11 protein-coding genes are annotated in these 16939 nt (G+C 33.6%); 1 reads left to right on the top strand and 10 read right to left on the bottom strand.

What is annotated here, in order from left to right; genetic code table 11:
• Positions 1 to 2: 2 nt before the first annotated feature.
• The 10 genes from ICJ85_RS04850 to ICJ85_RS04805 all read right to left on the bottom strand — a co-directional run bounded on the left by ICJ85_RS04850 (position 3) and on the right by ICJ85_RS04805 (position 15224).
• Positions 3 to 2357: a TonB-dependent receptor plug domain-containing protein gene (locus ICJ85_RS04850; RefSeq protein ID WP_188222653.1), complete on the bottom strand. Its 2355-nt coding sequence runs from the start codon at positions 2355 to 2357 to the stop codon at positions 3 to 5.
• 61 nt (positions 2358 to 2418) lie between these two features.
• Complete coding sequence (locus ICJ85_RS04845; RefSeq protein WP_188222652.1) at positions 2419 to 3345, bottom strand: FecR family protein; 927 nt, start codon at positions 3343 to 3345, stop codon at positions 2419 to 2421.
• Positions 3346 to 3398: 53 nt separating this feature from the next.
• Positions 3399 to 3911: an RNA polymerase sigma factor gene (locus ICJ85_RS04840; protein WP_188222651.1), complete on the bottom strand. Its 513-nt coding sequence runs from the start codon at positions 3909 to 3911 to the stop codon at positions 3399 to 3401.
• A gap of 298 nt (positions 3912 to 4209) precedes the next feature.
• Positions 4210 to 5061 (bottom strand): DUF4249 domain-containing protein, encoded by an 852-nt coding sequence (locus tag ICJ85_RS04835; RefSeq protein WP_188222650.1) that lies wholly within the window; start codon positions 5059 to 5061, stop codon positions 4210 to 4212.
• A 5-nt stretch (positions 5062 to 5066) separates the two neighbouring features.
• The gene (locus ICJ85_RS04830) at positions 5067 to 7442 is read right to left on the bottom strand and encodes a TonB-dependent receptor (RefSeq protein ID WP_188222649.1); all 2376 of its coding nucleotides are present in this window, start codon (positions 7440 to 7442) and stop codon (positions 5067 to 5069) included.
• 321 nt (positions 7443 to 7763) lie between these two features.
• Positions 7764 to 8279, bottom strand: coding sequence for an OmpH family outer membrane protein (locus tag ICJ85_RS04825; RefSeq protein ID WP_188222648.1), 516 nt, complete (start codon positions 8277 to 8279; stop codon positions 7764 to 7766).
• 223 nt (positions 8280 to 8502) lie between these two features.
• The gene (locus ICJ85_RS04820) at positions 8503 to 9369 is read right to left on the bottom strand and encodes a class I SAM-dependent methyltransferase (protein WP_188222647.1); all 867 of its coding nucleotides are present in this window, start codon (positions 9367 to 9369) and stop codon (positions 8503 to 8505) included.
• Between the two features lie 99 nt (positions 9370 to 9468).
• Positions 9469 to 11340, bottom strand: coding sequence for a tRNA uridine-5-carboxymethylaminomethyl(34) synthesis enzyme MnmG (gene mnmG, locus ICJ85_RS04815; protein ID WP_188222646.1), 1872 nt, complete (start codon positions 11338 to 11340; stop codon positions 9469 to 9471).
• An 85-nt stretch (positions 11341 to 11425) separates the two neighbouring features.
• Positions 11426 to 11836, bottom strand: a complete 411-nt coding sequence (gene ybeY / locus ICJ85_RS04810) for an rRNA maturation RNase YbeY (protein ID WP_188222645.1) — start codon at positions 11834 to 11836, stop codon at positions 11426 to 11428.
• Positions 11829 to 15224, bottom strand: a complete 3396-nt coding sequence (locus tag ICJ85_RS04805) for a DUF4175 family protein (RefSeq protein ID WP_188222644.1) — start codon at positions 15222 to 15224, stop codon at positions 11829 to 11831. The genes ybeY and ICJ85_RS04805 overlap by 8 nt, the downstream gene beginning before the upstream one ends.
• A 95-nt stretch (positions 15225 to 15319) precedes the next feature.
• On the opposite strand from ICJ85_RS04805, the gene gltX reads away from it, so the two are divergent.
• A complete protein-coding gene (gltX, locus tag ICJ85_RS04800; protein ID WP_188222643.1) occupies positions 15320 to 16831 on the top strand; it encodes a glutamate--tRNA ligase in 1512 nt (503 codons plus the stop codon).
• Positions 16832 to 16939: the final 108 nt, after the last annotated feature.

Raw genomic sequence — 16939 nt, 5'->3', positions numbered from 1 at the left:
ATTTAAAAATCTATTCTAAACACAACATTAGGGGTAAATCCTAATGAATTCTTATTGATTTCGCGTAGCACAAGACTATCATCTTCTGTGCTTTGAGCAATTTCGTATTTTCTACTCAACACATTTTTTTGATTATAAACATTCAAAAACGATACACCGAGTTTTCCTTTCCAGCGTTCATTTTTAGAAAAATTAAAGCTATACGTGGCAGAAATATCTAACTTATGATAGTTTGGTAATCTTGCACCGTTAGTTTCTTCAAAATCAATTATGGGATCCCCCGAGGTTTCTATTAAGCCATTCGCTTTTGTATAAGGAATACCCGTCCTGATATTCCAGCCTAAAGAAAACTCTAAATGTTTCCATTCGTAAGTATGCGACCAAGTAAAATGATGTGTAATGTCTGAATTACCTGGAAAAGCATAACCATTGTTGATGGTATTAAACGTAAAATCATTATTCATTAGTGAATAACTCATCCAGGTCCGGTAATTGTGTATTTTCTTTTTTACCAATACATCAAGCCCTAAAACCTTACTTTTTCCTTTTGAGAAGAAGTCATCGATATTATCAAAACCTAAGGTAAACGATGTTAAACCATCGATGTCTTTATAATACCCTTCAACATCAAAATACCAGCCCGATTTATCAAAAACAAAACCGGAAGTCACCTGAAAACTTCTCAAAACAGGAATGTCTTCGCCATCAGATAATACCCATATTTGATTTTCCAAACCGAATTCCTGTGTGTTAAACTCAATAACCTGACTAACCGATTGGTGTAAATTTTCAATTGAACTTTTAAATTTTATATTTGGTAAAAGTCTAGTTTCTAACTGAAACCTCGGTTCAAAAAAGAGTTTATCTACTACCGAAAAATAGTTGGCTCTTACTCCGAAATTCAATAACCATTTATCCAAAACACAATACTTATAATCACCATAAACAGCATGGTTATTATTAGTTTTAAAATTAAACTCGGTATAATTATCCTCCGGACTTTCACTGTCTTCAAAACTCAGTGCGTAATTAACTTTATTAGACGAAAATTGATACCCAAAACCTAATGTCGAAGCACTATCCAAATTGTAATTACTATCGAAAGCTAGTCCCAAATCTTCTACTCTATTTTGTTTATTAAGTCGATTACTAAATTCTTCTGGAATAGAATTTATACCGGTATATTCAAAATCATAATTTGAATAATATGCACTAAATTCATGTGTAAAAACATCATTATAACAATGCTTCCATTTCACGCTTGACCCTTGATTTTTAATATCTAATTTATCTTGTGAAGCTTCGTCGTAGGCTTCTATTAAAAACCCATAGTCCAGTTTATTTTTTGTAAATAAATTACTAACCAAAAACGTGTTATTTTCATTAGGTTTAAGAATTGCCTTTACCGTGAAATCATTAAAATAAAATAAATCTTTAGTCGTAGTTACCTCATCATCTTCGGTCACTTTATTTCCCTCCGATATTTTGGTTTCCTGAAATACTCTATTAGACAAATTTCTAAAGGTTTCCGTTTCAAAAACATCAGCTAAGGAGCGCCTTGCAGACACCATAGCTGCAGCCTTTTCCCCTAATGGTAATTTTAAATTCGCATCGGTATGGGTCATATTAAAGCCTGTACTACCTGTTATTTTTTGAGGAATATCTTCATCTGATGTAATATCAATAACCCCTGAAATTCGATTACCAAATCGCGCTTTCGTTCCGTTTTTATACAACTTAATATCTTGCGTTATATAAGGATTTAACGCTGAAATGGTTCCGAAAAAATGTCCTGAATTATACATTTTAATACCATCCCAAAGCACTAAATTTTGATCGGGAGTCCCTCCTCTTATAAATAAACCTGAAGCCGTTTCTGTAGGACTTTGAACACCAGGTAATAATTGAATACTTTGTAACACATCGGGCTCAGTTAAACCAGGTAATATTCCCAATTTTTCTGGAGATAACATGATTGAAGTATCGTCATTATTTTCATTAATTCCAGAAGTAAGATATTCCCGAACTATCACCTGCTCCAGATGCTGCGTGTCGGTTACACTTCGGTTTTTAATTTTTTGAACCGTATAATAGCGTTCTGTTTCCTTTTTAAACCTAATATCAATTAATGCTTCAATATCAAACAAAACCTCTTCTAAAGTAATCTCTTTTGCCTCGAAGGTTAATAATTGCTCACCTATCAACTTTGAATTATACGAGAATTTAACATTGAATTTCGATTCTAAATCAAGAAAAACATGAGCTATTGGAATATTTAAATAACTTACCGATGCTCTCTCTTGTGAAAGCATAGAAAAGGAAACTAACAGAAAAAGTAACGTTAATTTATGTTTCATTTATGCGGTTAAGTTCATTCAAATAACACCTTAAATTTAAAATAATATTATTAATCTAATTTTAGTTACTTGATTCTAAAACTATAACGCGCTTTTCAGCATTAAAATTATAGGTAAGATCCATTGGTATTAAAACCGTTCTTAAAGCAAGATTTAAATCTTTATGGGTAAACCCACCGGTATATCTTTTGTTTAAATCTATCTGAGACGCATCAACTGTTATTTGATACTGATTCTCTAAGGCAATTAAAACCTGTTTAATGGGGGCGTCAAAAAATGTACTTTCACCAATAACCCAGCTTGGTTCTTTGGCATTAAATTCCCAGGGTTCCAGTTTATTATTTACAATACGCACGGCATTACCTGGAAGTAACACCGTTTGATTATTAGCAGGTTTACTTGTTACAAGCACTTTACCTTCACGGCATTGCACTTCAAAATAACCATCTCTGGCAATAACATTAAACTCCGTTCCAAGAACTTCTACTGTCCCTTGAGATGTTAGCACTGTAAACGTTTCTCCTTTTTCAACCTCAAAAAAAGCTTCCCCTTTAAGGTTTAAGGTTCTATTGTCTAACCAATTGTATTTTTTAAACTCTAACTCTGAATTAGCATTCATCTGTACTTTAGAATCATCAGGAAGTATAATAGCTAATTGCTCTGAAAAGTCAGTCGTATATTCATTTGTTGCTGATGTAAAATAAAATAAACCAAAAGCGATAACAATTGCTGCAGCGGCGGCATAACTCCAAAGCGGAACAAGTTGTTTAACTTTAGGATTTAAACCCGTGTTAATCGTGCTGGCTTGGATTTTATTAAACGTTTCGGTTTTATTAAACTCAGGAGTTTTTAAGGTTTGAGAGGCTTCGTTAATTTTACTGTACAGCGCATAGTCTTCAGAATTTCTGAAATTCTTAAGCTCCTCATTGGTTAATTCACCAGCAACCCAGCGCGCTAAAAATGATTCATCTTTATTAAACCCCTCCATGAAAAAATAAGTTATTATACTTCTAAAACAGTTAATTACGGTTTTACCCTACTTTAAATTTCAACTATTTGCTTTCGCAACAATTCCAAGGCCTGACTCATGCGTTTTTCTACGGCCTTTATAGAGATGCCTACAATCTCTGAGATCTCACTATATTTCTTCTTATCAATCCTGCTTAACAAAAAAACTTCACGTTGTTTTTCAGGCAAATTCGCTATCGCTCTTTTTAATTTTTCCATGAATTGCTGCTCTTCTAAAAGAAATTCTGGCGTTTCAATATTGTTTTGTTTTATTTGTTTAGACTGGTGATCTAAAACAATTTTTTGATGCGCCACTTCATTTAAAAAGAGATTACGTGATACCGTATAGAGATAAGATTTTGCTTTTTTAAAAAGTACTTTTGAACAATTATTCCAAAGTTTTATATAGGCTTCCTGGACAATGTCTTCGGCTTGGTTCTGATCACCACATTTATAATATATGAAGTTATACAGTGACTCCGAGTGTATATTGAAGATCATTTCATAGGTTTTCTCCTCACAAACAGATTGATTTTCATTGTCCATAATTTGCTAAAATTCTTAGGGCCTGACAACCAAATTTAAAAAAATTAAAATAAAAAGTAGGGTAAATCTACTTTCGACTGTTTTAATATAAACGAGAGATTTTAAATGAACTAGATAGAGCTAGTGAGTTAATCCTTTTTTTGTTCCCAAAATCTTAACCTCCAAGACTGGTTTAATAGCTAAAACTTATGCTGGGAGTATTTTAAGTGAGAAGAGTGAAAAGCGAATTTGTCACAACGTTTTCTGCTATTAGACACTGTTTCAAATTCGCAAACTTTTCACTATTTCTTTTATCTATTTATTCAAACGTATAGCTTGTTTTTACAACCTGTGTGGCTCTAAAATAGCCATATGGATAATTTTCTGCGTTCGTGGTATTGATACAATTTCCTTTTAATTGAACACCATTTGAAGAAAAAGGATTACCTCCTGAATAATACTGCTCTATTAAAATACGCATGTAATTATAGTAGCCTTCTGAAATACCATATAGATTAATATCGACAGTATCTCCCGGTTGAAATTCAGCTTGATCATTATCATCATCTTCTTGTTTTTCAAAGAAATCATGAATTTCGTTTCCGTTAGAAAACTCATCTGAATAATCTTCAAAATATGGAAATAAATCACCGTCTTCATAATATCTAAACAGGTAGAAATTATCTTCATCAGCGGGATCATCAAAATACACATTTACTTCCAATAAATCCGGATCTAAACCACCATCTTGGGACTGATTAACGGCATTGATATCTGGCACAGGAATTAAAGTCTCGATAGCGGTGTATGTTTCGTTATTATAAACCACATCTAATTGATATTGGTTATTTTCAACCGGTACAAAAACTGTAGTTGTATAAGTGCCATCGTTTTGATTTGTAAAATCAAAAACTTCGTTTGTATCTAAATTTGTTACCGTTACCGTCGCATTAGTTACAGCTGTATTGTTAGTGGTTTCAAAATACGGTGTTGATGTACTTAATTTTATAGTTTGATTGTTTCCTGAAGTTCCTTTTTCCCAATCTAAAGAAGCTTCAATTACTAATCTAATTTCCCCTGTTGGCACCTCTACTTCTATTACATCTTCGCAAGCTAATAACCCTAAACTCGCCATGATTAGTACCACTATGTTTTTTATATATCGTTTCATTCTGTTTAAAATTTAAAATTATAAGCTACTGAAGGAATGATTCCGAAAATCGAAATACGAGACGCCTCATTTAAGCCTGTTTGATCGTTTTGATTAAACGAAATAGAGGCTGCATTCTTTCGATTATAAACGTTATAAATACCAAATACCCATTCACCCTTCCAACGGTTGTCTGGCTTTCTATTTGGCTTATATGTTGCAGATACATCCAATCTATGATAACTTGGTAAACGATCTTCATTTCTATTGGCATAAGTGGCCACCGAAAGTCCCTCGTAATTGTACTGTCCGTTTGGATAGGTTACCGGTCTCCCGGTTTGAAATATTAAATTCGAGCTGAAATTCCATTTATCATTCAGTTTATAACTTCCAGTAACCGAAATATCATGTGTTCTGTCGTAAGGCGTATTATACCAATTCCCATTGTTTATGCCCGGCCCTCCTGCTTTTCCTCCTAAGGTACGTTGCTCTGACTTTGATAAAGTATAAGCAAACCAGCCTGTAAATTTTCCTTTGTTTTTTCTTAGTAACAATTCTAAACCGTAAGCACGGGCTTCCCCGTTTAAAATTTCGGTTTCTATGTTATTATTTCCTATTAAATCTGAACCGTCTATATAGTCAATTCGGTTATCGATAGTCTTGTAATAGGTTTCTAACTCTAATGCATAAGTATTATTCTTAAACTTTCTGAAATACCCCATCGCATACTGATTTGAAATTTGCGGTTTTATATACTGTCCACTAGGAGTCCATACATCTAAAGGCGTTACTGAAGAGGTGTTTGACAATAAATGCAAATACTGTGACGATTTGGTATAACTTGCTTTCAATGCCGCATTACTATTCAGTTGATAAGACAAGCCCAAACGCGGTTCGAAATTGCTGAAATTTTTAATGCTTTCCCCTTTTTTATAGTAAGTTTCATCTGAAGCCTCACCGCGCTCATAAATATCTAATTCCGGATTGTAAACTACTGGCTGGTCATTAACGTAATTCGTCATACTCTGTCCGCCTAATCTTGAAAAGGTACTAAAACGCAAACCGTATTGCGCCGATAGATTTTTAGTAATTTCATGCTCAGCACTTACGTATAAACCACCTTCAAACGCCCGTTTATCATCTAATTTTAAATAATTAATAGAGGAACTTTCGGAGCTTGGTTTGACTTCTCCCGGATTTAAATTATAAGTTATTCCGCTTACACCAAAATCCAAATTAATCTTATCGTTTAAATAGTACTTTAAATCGTACTTAAGGTTGTAGTTTTTAATATCGGCAATCCAATCTAACTCGATAAAATCAAGAATAATTTGATAGTCGTATTTACTGTATATAAGCGATAAATTAGAGAACAACTTATCGTTGAAAATATGATTCCACCTCACGTTTCCAGTGGCATTTCCGTAGTTATTTTCAATGATTGTAGACAAATTAAATACATCGCGACCAAAATATCCAGATAAATAAATTCGGTTATTATCATTAATCTGATAATTGGTCTTTAGGTTTAAATCGTAAAATGAAATTTTATCATCTTTTAAATCATCAATAGCTTTCATTAACAAATGCGCATAAGATGTTCTTCCTGCAATTAAAAAAGAACCTTTATCACCAAACACAGGTCCTTCAGCTGCCAGCCTACTTGATATTAACCCAACACCACCATTTAAACTAAAATCCTTACTGTTACCGTCCTTTTGTCGAACATCCAACACAGATGACACCCTTCCACCAAAATTGGCTGGAATATCGCCCTTATAAAGCTTAATATCTTTAATGGCATCGGCATTGAACACTGAAAAGAAACCAAAAAAGTGGGATGTATTATAAATAATAGCTTCATCAAGAAGTACTAAATTCTGATCGGCTGCACCACCACGAACATTAAAACCTGATGAGCCTTCGCCATTATTTGTAACCCCAGGCAATGTTTGAATGGACTTTAATACATCTACTTCACCCATAACCACCGGAATCTGTTTAATAGTCCCAGAATTTAATTTGGATACACTCATTTGTGGTTTTCTAATAGCAATCTGTTCAGATTCTTCAGCGGTAATAACAACTTCATTTAATGACATGGCAGATTCTTCCAATTCAAAATCTAAGGTCATGTCAGCCGTTAAACTGATGGTTTTTGTAATGGTGTTATATCCTAAATACGATACAGAAACCGTATAATCGCCTTCAGCCACCGTTAATGAATAAAAACCATATTCATTGGTTATGGCACCGTTAGAAGTACCTTTTAAAAAGACTGTAGCCCCTATAATGGTTTCGCCATTGGCTTTATCTTTTAATGTACCCCTAATGGTATATTTATCCTGCGCAAAAATCACACAGCTAAACAATATACATAAGCTAAACACAACGTGCTTCATAAAAATTAATTTACTTTAAGATTAAACGTTTTATATAAGTCCGATTTTAAAACTGAATTCAAAATCAATTTGGGTTAAAATTTTACTAGATAATCGAGAATAAAAACTCAATGTCATATCTCGAAATTAAATTATAATTTCATTTAATACCTCTTGGGCTTGCCTCGAGGCTGTTTACTCTGTCAACGAACGAGACTTAGAATTGTTTCTGATATCCTGTAATTTAATCGACAGAAATTTCTTATAATTAAATTACATTTTATAAAAAAAGCTCAGAAAATTAAATCTGAGCCTAAATTATATATAAAACTGAAACTATTTTTACTTTTTGTATGCTTCATTCAAAGCATCAGTAATCGTTTTAGTTAAATCATCTTCTTCAGAACCGTACATTACAGTGGCAGCAGCTTCACTGGTTCCTAAAATATACGTGTAGCCATTATTTTTTCCGTAATCTTTAACAAACGCTTTTACACGATTAATTACAGAATCAATATCTGTTTGAAATTCCTGTTGCATCATCTGTTGCTCCATTTGCATTTGCTGTTGCAACTGCTGCTGTTTTTTTTGCAACGTAGTCATTATTTCCTGAGCTTTTGCCTGAGAGGACTTTTGAGCTTCGGCTTGCTTAGACTGAACTTCCATTTGGAAGGCTTGACCTATACTGTCTGCTCTTTTTCTAAACGCCGCTTCTTTATCTTGATATTTTGTTTCTACATCTTTTTTCTCCTGGTAATCATTAATCACCACCCCATTATCTACAAATCCAATTTTTGCCTGTTGCTGGCAAGATGTTAAAGCCACTGCAAGAGCAGCGAAGTAAAATATTTTCTTCATGTTTTGTTCGTTAATTTAATTAAGCCAAATGTAGCAAAGTAATCTATAAATCGATAAAAATTAAGTTTTATTTAAATAATAAATAATTCTTATCTATAAAATAAATGATGATAAGAAAGACTTATAAAAAACAACCCGTTTTTAAGCGATTTAAGACACTTTAAAAATTAAGACAGGTGTTTTATCATCATAAAGGTATTAAAAAGCAAATAAAGCCTTAAAACTATTTTTTAGCGTTTTTAAGTATATAAATAAGTGACGACGCTTCTTTTGTGGTTAATGCTTTTATATTTGATTGTAGCCCCACAAAAAAACCTTTTATAAAATTCATTTTTCCTGATTTATATTTTTCAGAAAGTAAGCTTACATAAAACGCATCAAATAGCATGGGGTTAATTTTTTCAACTTCCATTGCAACGGTTGCAAATAACTTAGAAATAGAATTTGCATCAAAATGCCATAGATGTCTCGGGACATCGAAAGCAGCCCAAAACGATTTATAATATTTGGCATCATAACTTTTAAAATTTGGAACAGCAATTACCAAAGTCCCATTTGGTTTTAAAAGTGTTTTAAAAACAGAAACTTGTTCTTCTAAATTTGGCAAATGCTCTAAAACATGCCAAAGGGTAATCACATCGAAACTGTGCGGTTCAAATTTTAAAAGTTGATCGATATCAAAAACGGAATCGTTTGTTTTTTGATTTGCCACTCCCCTCGCCTCTTTGTTTGGTTCCACTCCAAAAATGGTCCAACCATTGTTTTGTGCAGTTTGCAAAAAATCGCCTGTTCCGCATCCAACATCTAAAATAGTTTTAGATTCCGATTGAAAGGAATTTATTAATTGTAATTTTTTATTTAACGCATACGAACGAACCAGATGGTATACTTTTTCAAAAGCATTTCGTTTGGCATCAGTATGTGAAATATAATCTTCACTTTTATAATAATCTGGTAATTTTTCTAAACTGGGTTGAGGCACGGTTTCTAAAAAACCGTATTCTGAATTTTGAACTAAACTAAATTCTTCTCCTGTAACGGAATGATCTTTTACTTTTAAATACACTTTAGTTTCGTTTTCTTTCACCACGAATGCTCAACTATTTTTAGAAAATTAATATTGAAATGAATATAACAAGATGTCTTTTTGAGTAAAAAAATAAACGTTCCACGTGGAACGTTTAAAAAATTATCTTCCCATGTAAACCAATAATACGGAAATATCGTTAGGAGAAACACCACTAATTCTTGACGCTTGCGACACCGTTGTTGGTTGAATCTTTTTTAGTTTTTCGCGTGCTTCAAAACTCATAGATTTAATTTTTGAATAATCGAAATTCTCTGGGATTTTCACATATTCTAATCGACTTAATTTATCGGCATTGTTTTTTTCTTTGGCTATATATCCAGAATATTTGACCTGAATTTCGGCCTGTTCGATAACCTCTCGATCTAAATTATTATCTTGAATATACTGTTCTACACTATCCACTTTTCGAACATCCTCCATCTCAATATTAGGACGTGCAAAAATTTTAAATAGCTTCCCAGACTGTTTAACCGCTGAGGAATTTTTACTCTCTAATATTGGGTTTATCTCCTCAGGCTTTACACTTGTTTCTTCAAAAAAGGTTACAAATTTTTCTGCAGCCTCGTGCTTTTCTTCCATACGTCTTAAACGCTTTTCAGAGGCTAAACCAATCTCGAAACCTTTTGGTGTTAATCTTAAATCAGCGTTATCCTGTCTTAGCAATGTACGATACTCAGCACGCGACGTAAACATACGATATGGTTCTTCGGTACCTTTGGTAATTAAATCATCAATTAACACCCCTATATAAGCTTCATCTCGTTTTAACGTAAAGGCTTCTTTCTCTTGTACCTTTAAACTGGCATTTATACCAGCCATTAAACCTTGAGACGCTGCCTCTTCATATCCAGTTGTTCCATTAATTTGTCCAGCAAAATACAACCCACTAATTAACTTCGTCTCTAAAGTATGCTTCAATTGCGTTGGTGGAAAATAATCATATTCTATAGCATAACCTGGTCTAAAGAATTTCACATTTTCAAATCCAGCGACTGAACGCAACGCTTTAAACTGAACATCTTCAGGTAAGGATGTTGAAAAACCATTTACATACACTTCACAGGTATTCCACCCTTCTGGCTCAATAAATAACTGATGACGATCTTTATCTGCAAAACGATTAATTTTATCTTCGATAGATGGACAGTAACGAGGTCCTAAACTTTTAATTCTACCATTAAACATAGGTGATCTATCGAAACCTTCACGAAGTAAATCGTGAACCAATTCACTGGTATAAGTCATATGACAAGATCGCTGTTTCGCCAACGGTTTTGTAACATCTAAATAAGAGAATTTCTCAGGATTCTCATCACCGGGTTGCTCAGTCATTTTAGTATAATCTAACGAACGACCATCAACACGTGGTGGTGTTCCAGTTTTCATTCTACCCGAATCAAAACCTAAATCAACCAACTGCTCAGTGATTCCTTTTGCAGCTTTTTCACCAGCTCTACCACCTCCGAAATTCTTATCTCCAATATGAATCAATCCATTTAAAAATGTTCCATTAGTAAGCACAACAGATTTAGCCTTCACTTCTACACCAAGTGATGTTTTTACACCTACAACCTGATTTCCTTCTATTAGTAGACCCGAAACCATTTCCTGGTAAAAATCCAGATTAGGAGTCCCCTCTAAAAGCATGCGCCAATCTTCTGCAAAACGCATACGATCACTCTGCACTCTCGGACTCCACATAGCAGGCCCTTTAGATTTATTTAGCATCTTGAACTGAATAGCCGAGGTATCGGAAACAATTCCACTATACCCTCCAAGCGCATCAATTTCACGAACAATTTGTCCTTTTGCTATTCCTCCCATTGCAGGATTACATGACATTTGCGCGATGTTTTGAAGGTTCATTGTAATAAGTAATGTTTTACTTCCCATGTTGGCAGCAGCAGCAGCAGCTTCACTCCCTGCATGACCAGCACCAACAACTATAACATCATATACATCACTAAACATAACTTTACTTTTTAAGATTGTTCCACGTGGAACACAATACAATTTTTAAATTTGAGTTTGCAAATATACACTGATTTCCTGAATATTAAACCAGCTGATTAATATAGAAGTCTTCCTTCTCTCTCATCAACTTAGACTCATCATCAGTTTTGTCTTTATAACCACAATAATGAAGCACACCATGAACAATAACCCGTTGTAATTCCTTATCAAAATTTTGTTCAAAATCTTTAGCATTATCCTTTACTCGCTCAACCGAAATAAAGATATCTCCTTGAATCAGTTTACCCACCGTATAATCAAAACTAATAATATCAGTAAGCGTATCGTGATCCAGAAACTCAACATTTAACTTATGTAAATATTCATCATCACAAAACACATAATTTATCTCTTCTAACTTAAATCCTTCATTAGAAATAACCCCGGTTAACCAGGTAGCCAATTGGTCTTCATTCTCGATATTGAAATCGGTTTCGTAATTGAAATTAATCATTGTTTTGCTTAAAATAAACTTGAACTTTCTTTTTATAATCCGGCTGCAAAGGTAAGGTTTGTTTATTCAATATTTCGGTAGTATTGAAATATTGTTTAGCGTTTGGTAATGGATTATTTGAAGTATTCTGAAACGTCTTATTATTAGATTCAGATTCACGCTTATTATTTTCTCCTTGCTGTAAGGTAGCGTTTTCTAATTTTAATAATTGATGTTTTAAATTCATCATCCTTTGAAGGGTTTGATTAGTAAACCCTTTATTTAATAATTCCATTTCAACACGCTCCATAGACCTAACTAAACGCTCTGTGTTAGCATCTTTACCTTCTTTAGCCATACGCTCTTCAAGCGCGTTTCTAAGCTCCTGCTGTCGTTGATAAATTTCATATAACATTCCATTAAGTTCTTCACTATTTCCTTCTCCATTTTCATTATTCTTCCCTTTCTCCCCAGGCTTACCTTGCTCACCTTTTTCATTTTCCTTATCCCCTTGTCCATCTTTAGGCTGCCCTTGTTCATTATCGTTTTTCGGCTTTCCTTCCTCACTTTGTTTCATGCCTTTTTCCATCATTTCATTCAATTGCTCCTGGCTCATAATAATATCAGGCAATTGCATTTCACCCTGTCCACTAGAACTCTGTGACATGTTTAATTGTTCCTCCATGTTATCTAAAACGGAACTTAAAAAATTAGCTAAATTATTAGCAGCTGTAACAGTGAAATGTTGGTTGGAAATCCCCTGATACAATTGTCCTTCCGCAAAATAATTTAAAGCCTTATCGACATTATAATACACTTCTGTAATTTCCTTATTGACCTGTTCTGATAATTTTGGTTGACGTAAAGACAAAGCAAACAAACTATCGTTAATATGCTCAAAGTGTTCTCTCAAATTATTCTGGGTTTTAAGATAATTAGCATATTTACTATGCCCTTCTTCAATTGCCTTAAACTGATTCATAAGCGCCTCTTCATCAAAAGAAAATAATATTAAATTATCTAAAATCTGACGAAGCATATCTACATCTTCCTGCATCTGCTCACCTCCACCCGCTTGCATAGAAGCCTGCATTTGTTCGCTCATTTGTTTCATTTTTTCAGCAGCTTTGTTTTGACTTTTCTGAGCATCTTGCATATTCTTATTTGGTTTAGAATCTTTTGGTGAATCATCAGTATTTTGTTCTTCCTGTTCTTGCTCCAACGCTTCAGATGCCGATTGCTGTTCCTTTTTAATTTCGTTTTCCTCCAATTTATCCTGAGGAATATCCATCGGTTTTTTTAATCCTTTACTTTCCTTTTGTAATTCTTCTAATTCCTGAGTAAAATCTTTAAACTCCTTATTTAATCTATCTTGTTTTTCTTTAGTGTTTTCTTCTGGTTTTTGTTTGGATAATTCATCCTGTTCAATGGCCATTTGCATTAAATCTTCTTTTAATTTATCCAATTTTTGTTGCACATAAAAACGTTTGGTTAATTCCAAAAGCTGCTCCAAACTACGTTTTTTATTTTTATTTTGTTTACCTAAATCTTCAAGGCGTTTAGCTAATTGCTCTTTGGTAATTTTATCCTTAAACTTTTCTAACTCTTCAAGTAATTGTTCGTCTTGTTTTAACTTTTCTTCGTTCTCATCTAACCGCTTTTTTAGATCCTCCTTAAACGGATCTTCTTTTTCATCTTGGGGAAAATTTTCAATATTATCTTTTAACTTTCTATTGAAGTTTTTCATCAACTGATCCTGCTGCTTTTGGCGTTCTAAAAAAGATTCAAGTTTCTTTTTATCATTAAAATTTAGAATCTCCTTTTCCTTTTGCGTATTGGATAATTGCTCTAATTGTTTTTCTTGTTCCTCAAAATTCTTTAAGGATTTATTCAGATCTTTTATAGTTTCCTTCTGCTCATTTAAATTTTTTTGAGCCTCTTCATCTAAAGTTCGTTTTCTATAACTAAACGTGTTGGATTTTACTGTTTTAAAACGGTTAACTACATCATTATCAGAGACTTGAAAATACAATTCATAAGATATACCATCCTGAATATCAATATTATAAGGGAAAGATGTAATAAATTCGTCGAAATTTGAACCGGACACTTTTATATCAACAGTTTTAACATCAGATACGTCATCAGCAGGATAGTACACCATCTCTAATTTACTAAATCCATAGTCATCACTAATCTGCCCGTAGAAATATAAAGTCTGCAAATCAAGACTATCTTTTTCCATTTTAATATTTAATTCAGGATAAGCATCTTTAATTACGTCGATTGTAAAACCAAGGTTTTCATAATTCTTTAAATTCTCATTACTTGTACTTAAACTATAATTCAAATTATTAAACACCTGCTTGGATGTTTGGAATGCATCATTATCTTTAGAAAATAAGATAGTATCTGTAGCATACAGATGCACCTGCGTGGTGGATTTTGCTTTTAATTTCCAACTCACATTAGTTCCTTCAGGAACAACAGCATTACCGGTACTCTTTAACACTTCATCCTGCTTTTTGGTATACGCAGGATAATCTAAAATCATTTGAAAATCTAACAAGGAAGGCACCTCTATAAGCTTTACGGTATAGGGTTTTGAAGTAACATCATTAGCTGCTAATCGAAATGTAATTTCATCCTTTGGTTTAGAAAATACATATTCAAACTCCCCTACTCCAGTTTGCTGTAAATAATACGTTTCGTCATTATAAACTATTTGCGCATTTTCTGGAACAATACTACCAGAGGTTCTAACTAAAAGCTTAAAATCCTTGTCCTCTAAAGCGTTTAAATTTTCATTAACCACAAAAAACTGAAACGGTGCTGGTGGTTCATAAGCTGTTTTATAATGCACAACACGTTTATAGCTATCACTAAACCAATTTATATTTCCGGTAAAAAAAACAACCAATAAAATTACAACAGGAATAGCAGCATATTTTAAATACTTGAGGTTGCTTTTAAAATTCACAGCCAACTTAAAAGGGATGGGTGAAAGTTCGAAAGATTTCTGATCTATACTCGCCAACAACAATTCACTTTTATCGCTGTTCTCATATAACTGAAGTACATTCAATAATTTGTCATTTACCTCCGGAAAATGTGTGCCAATAATTTTACTAGCCTGTTCGTAATTAATGCCATTCTGAAGTTTAAATAACTTACTTAACGGCCAAACTATAAACTTTATAAGTAACCCTAACTCAACAAGCACAAAGCCCCAGAATAAAGTTGTACGCGCCGTAGTATTTAACCACAACATATATTCAACCAACAAGGTGCCTAAAAAAAACAGTAATCCTATAGCAAAAAACAGGATAGCTCCTTTGAGTAATTCATTATAATAATACCGCTTTATAAACCCTTCAAGCTTTAATTGTATGTTCTTAAAATTCGTCACAGTTATTAGCTTTATAACTTATAAAGCTACAATTTTATTTTTTAGAGTCTTTATAATAATGTGTTAATTGTATCTTTGCAGCAAATTTTTCAAACATGACTAAAGATGTTCGTGTGCGTTTTGCACCAAGCCCAACCGGCCCACTTCACATAGGTGGAGTTCGTACTGCTTTATTTAACTATTTATTTGCCAAAAAACACAACGGTACTTTTATTTTAAGAATTGAAGACACCGATCAAAACCGTTATGTTGAAGGCGCAGAAAAATATATTATCGACGCTTTAAACTGGTGTGGTATCCCGTTTGATGAAGGGGTTGATAAAAACGAAAAATTTGGACCTTACAGACAAAGTGAACGCAAGCATTTATATAAGCAATACGCTGAAGAATTAATTGCTAAAGGCAAAGCCTACTATGCTTTTGATACTGCCGAAGCTTTAGATGCCCATAGAAAGGACCATGAGGAAAAAGGAAAAACCTTTATCTACAACTGGCATAACAGACTAAAATTAAGCAACTCATTATCGCTTAATGCGGAAGAGGTGAAAGCGAAATTAGATGCTGGCGAGGACTACGTGATTCGTTTTAAAAGTCCACAAGATGAAACCCTTCATTTAAAAGATATTATCCGTGGTGATATTAAAATAGACACGAACATTTTAGACGATAAAGTTCTATTTAAAAGCGATGGTATGCCAACATACCACCTCGCAAATATTGTGGACGACCATTTAATGGAAATCTCACATGTTATTCGTGGTGAAGAATGGTTACCAAGTTTAGCTTTGCACTATCAACTTTACGAAGCTTTTGGATGGGAAGCTCCGGAGTTCGCGCACTTGCCATTAATTCTAAAACCTACCGGAAAAGGAAAATTAAGTAAGCGTGACGGGGACAAATTAGGGTTTCCTGTATTTCCATTAAAATGGACCGATCCTAAAACCAACGAAGTATCTCGTGGTTATAAAGAAGATGGCTATTTCGCAGAATCAGTGGTGAACTTCTTAGCTTTCTTAGGATGGAATCCTGGTACGGAGCAGGAAATTTTTAGTTTAGATGCATTAATTGAAGCCTTCGATTTAGAACGCGTAAATAAAGCGGGAGCACGTTTCGATCCGGATAAAATAAAGTGGTTTAATCACCATTATATGCAAGAGCAATTTAATGAAGACTTAGCTGAAGCTTTTAAAGCACAACGTTGGGAATTAGCCGATATTGATGTGAATTATATTGCCATGGTTATTGACTTAGTAAAAGAACGCGCAACGTTTGTAAGCGACTTTTGGGACCTAAGCCACTACTTCTTTACAGCTCCAACAGAATACGACGCAAAAGCCTCTAAAAAAGCTTTTAAAGACGGTACTAAAGATATTTTAACTCAAGTGGCATCAATTATTGAAGCCAATGAAGATTTCACCGCAGAAGCGCTTCAAAACGAGATTAAAGGCTGGATTACGTCTAACGAAATTGGTTTTGGACAAGTCATGATGCCATTACGTTTAGCTTTAGTAGGCGCTTTACAAGGCCCTGATGTTTTCGATATCATTTATATGATTGGCAAAGAAGAAACTATTAAACGTATTCAAAACGTTATCGCAACACTGTAACAACAGATTTACCATCATAAAAAAGGTCTAAAAAGTAGTTTTTTGTGAACCTGAACTTGTTTCAGGTTCTCTTTATTTGAGAAATATAATATGAGATTCTGAACTAAA

The organism is Aestuariibaculum marinum, assembly GCF_014596975.1.
Taxonomy (GTDB): domain Bacteria; phylum Bacteroidota; class Bacteroidia; order Flavobacteriales; family Flavobacteriaceae; genus Aestuariibaculum; species Aestuariibaculum marinum.
The sequence above is the reverse complement of the archived record's forward strand: the minus strand, read 5'-3'. Positions and strand labels throughout refer to the sequence as shown.

Excerpts from the sequence above, each read along its gene's own strand:
- ICJ85_RS04840 (WP_188222651.1), bottom strand. The coding sequence starts at position 3,911 with ATGGACAATGAAAATCAATCTGTTTGTGAGGAGAAAACCTATGAAATG.
- ICJ85_RS04850 (WP_188222653.1), bottom strand. The coding sequence starts at position 2,357 with ATGAAACATAAATTAACGTTACTTTTTCTGTTAGTTTCCTTTTCTATG.
- ICJ85_RS04845 (WP_188222652.1), bottom strand. The coding sequence starts at position 3,345 with ATGGAGGGGTTTAATAAAGATGAATCATTTTTAGCGCGCTGGGTTGCT.
- ICJ85_RS04825 (WP_188222648.1), bottom strand. The coding sequence starts at position 8,279 with ATGAAGAAAATATTTTACTTCGCTGCTCTTGCAGTGGCTTTAACATCT.
- gltX (WP_188222643.1), top strand. The coding sequence starts at position 15,320 with ATGACTAAAGATGTTCGTGTGCGTTTTGCACCAAGCCCAACCGGCCCA.
- ICJ85_RS04835 (WP_188222650.1), bottom strand. The coding sequence starts at position 5,061 with ATGAAACGATATATAAAAAACATAGTGGTACTAATCATGGCGAGTTTA.
- ICJ85_RS04830 (WP_188222649.1), bottom strand. The coding sequence starts at position 7,442 with ATGAAGCACGTTGTGTTTAGCTTATGTATATTGTTTAGCTGTGTGATT.
- ybeY (WP_188222645.1), bottom strand. The coding sequence starts at position 11,836 with ATGATTAATTTCAATTACGAAACCGATTTCAATATCGAGAATGAAGAC.
- mnmG (WP_188222646.1), bottom strand. The coding sequence starts at position 11,340 with ATGTTTAGTGATGTATATGATGTTATAGTTGTTGGTGCTGGTCATGCA.